The sequence below is a fragment of the Herbaspirillum chlorophenolicum genome, from assembly GCF_001189955.1.
Taxonomy (GTDB): domain Bacteria; phylum Pseudomonadota; class Gammaproteobacteria; order Burkholderiales; family Burkholderiaceae_D; genus Herbaspirillum; species Herbaspirillum chlorophenolicum.
On the sequence record NZ_LFLT01000115.1, the window covers coordinates 1 to 2,461 of the forward strand.

Annotated in this window: 3 protein-coding genes; all 3 read right to left on the bottom strand. The window is 53.8% G+C overall.

Going from position 1 to position 2,461, the window contains the following annotated elements:
• The coding region (locus AKL28_RS23280; protein WP_197091091.1) for a molybdopterin cofactor-binding domain-containing protein at positions 1-621 on the bottom strand (621 nt) is incomplete at its 3' end.
• Between the two features lie 57 nt (positions 622-678).
• Complete coding sequence (locus AKL28_RS23285; RefSeq protein WP_050470666.1) at positions 679-1,140, bottom strand: (2Fe-2S)-binding protein; 462 nt, start codon at positions 1,138-1,140, stop codon at positions 679-681.
• An 88-nt stretch (positions 1,141-1,228) separates the two neighbouring features.
• Positions 1,229-2,227 (bottom strand): XdhC family protein, encoded by a 999-nt coding sequence (locus AKL28_RS23290; protein ID WP_050470667.1) that lies wholly within the window; start codon positions 2,225-2,227, stop codon positions 1,229-1,231.
• Positions 2,228-2,461 lie beyond the last annotated feature (234 nt).

A 2,461-nucleotide genomic window follows, 5' to 3' on the forward strand; every position in this document is an offset into this window, starting at 1 on the left:
ATCTTTAACCGCCACCTCGGATGGGACAGGTTCTTTCGACGCCCCGGCGATGAAGGCACCGTAGTGAGCTTTTTTCCCTGTTGCGGCATGGATGACTACCCCATCCTGTACAGAGAGTTCAGAAACTGGAACTTTCCACTGCTTGGCTGCAGCGGAAAGGAGCATTACACGTGCAGTGGCGGCGGCCTTTCGGATTTGGAACCAAGCGCCCGCCATGGCCGTACTTCCGCCGGTAGCTTGTGCAATGAAGCCATTCTTAGCAAAGACCGGATTAGCGTATTTTTTGACGTCAGCTGGTGCTGCAACCACTTGAACCTTGCCGAGGTTGAGGTCCAACTCTTCGGCAGCCAGGGTTGCAATGCCCGTGAATGTTCCTTGCCCCATCTCCAAATAGCTAGATACAACAGTGACATTGCCGTCGGCACCTACGCGAATGAATGCATTCGGGGAGAACTCAAGGCTAGAGTTCGCGGAGGGGGCCGCATGTGCGATGCCGCCACCAAAGCCAATTGCCAGAGTGAACGAAGCCATGCTCCCCAGAAACTGGCGGCGGTTTATCTTGAAGTCCCTGCCAGTATCGTTCGATACCGCAGCGGTGTTAAGCGCCGGGTGGGTACTCATCTGATTCTCCTTGTGTGCCGCAAAGCCGGTAATGTGGGCTCTGTGTCGACGATTTGATTACTTGGCCAAGTCTTTGGCCGCCTTATGAATAGCTGCGCGGATGCGTGGATAGGTTCCACATCTGCAGATGTTTCCGCTCATGGCGAGGTCGATTTCTTCGTCGGTCGGTGTTGGCTTTGTCGAAAGCAGTGCGATGGCCGACATCACTTGACCCGATTGGCAATATCCGCACTGCGGGACTTGTTGTTCGACCCATGCGGCCTGAACGACCTGACCAATTTTTTGCTTATCGACAGCTTCGATAGTTGTGACCTTTTTCCCAGCCAGGCCGCCGACCGGAGTAAGGCAAGCCCGAACAGGCTCGCCGTCAACATGAACGGTACAAGCGCCACAGAGCGCCATGCCACATCCAAACTTGGTTCCTGTCAGACCAATTTCGTCACGCAGATACCAGAGCAACGGCATTGCAGAGTCTCCGTCGAACGAGCGGCTTTCTCCATTTACAGTGAGAGTGACCATAAAGACCTCATAAATGAATCCACTCGGTGGATGGGTGCCGACATGGATGAAAATAAAAAATGCAGGTGGGTGGCTCGATGTACGAGACTTATTGAGCCTTCATGGCTGCAACGGATAGGGCTTCGGGCAGAGTCACGCCATTCTTGACGGCCAAGATTTCTGCCATGACGCTGACGGCAATCTCTGAAGGAGTTTTGCTGCCGATATAGATGCCAATAGGGCCACGCAGCCGTGTAAGCGATTCTTCGCTCTCACCGAAATACGTAATGAGACGGTCTCGCCTATTCGCTGTATTGCTTCGGGACCCAATTGCGCCTACATAAAATGCCTCGCTGTGTAGCGCTTCGAGCAGGGCCAAGTCATCGAGCTTGGGGTCGTGAGACAACGCGACAATGCATGTACGCCTGTCTGGGCGGAACTCAATGACGGCGTCGTCCGGCATCTCGGTAACAATGCGTACGCCATTTACTGACCACGAACCGATATGTTCCGCACGAGGGTCACAGACCGTTACCCTGAAACCGTTGAACAGCGCCATGGTGGCAAGATACTCGGCAAGCATTCCAGCGCCGATAATCAGCATTCGATAGTCGGGGCCCAAGGTATGACGTAATGTCTTCCCGTCGAAATGGAGTTCGTCAGGCTTACTGGAGAGCGCTGACGACGCCTTGCCATCGGAAATCGACACTGTTCGGCAAACCAGGTAACCAGCCTCGAGGGTCGAAACAAGCATCTGCAAGTCAGCCGAGGCTGGGTCGAACTCCAGAAGCAATTCCAAAGTTCCACCGCATGGAAGGCCAAATCGATGGGCCTCCTCTGCGTCAATACCGTACCGGACCTTTAATGGAGTCGTTTGCTGAGCCCAGGTCGACGATTTTGCGCCTACGTAGTTGAAGAGCAGGTCATCCTCAATGCAGCCACCTGAGACCGAACCCACCATGCGTCCGTCATCACGCAGAGCAAGCTGAGAACCAACGGGGCGTGGGGAGGAGCCCCAAGTGCTGACGACTGTCGCCAACATGGCTTTTCTTCCCTGAAGACGCCAATCGCGGAGTTCCCTTAGCACTTTTAAATCGGTATATTCCAGCATTCAGTATTCGCTATTCACTGCCCTCGGCGTATATCAATAGAGAGCTCGCAATGAGCTCACCTAATGCGAATAGTGCCACCTAAATGAGCTAATGATTGATTAGCTCAGCTAATAGCCCAATTAAGAATTAACCGTCTAATCAGCGGAATGTTCGTTCGTCAGAATGAGGAGCGGCGGGGCCCTCTATGGCCGGTGAGCTATGCGATGTTGTCTGTATCGCTCCCCGTGCAC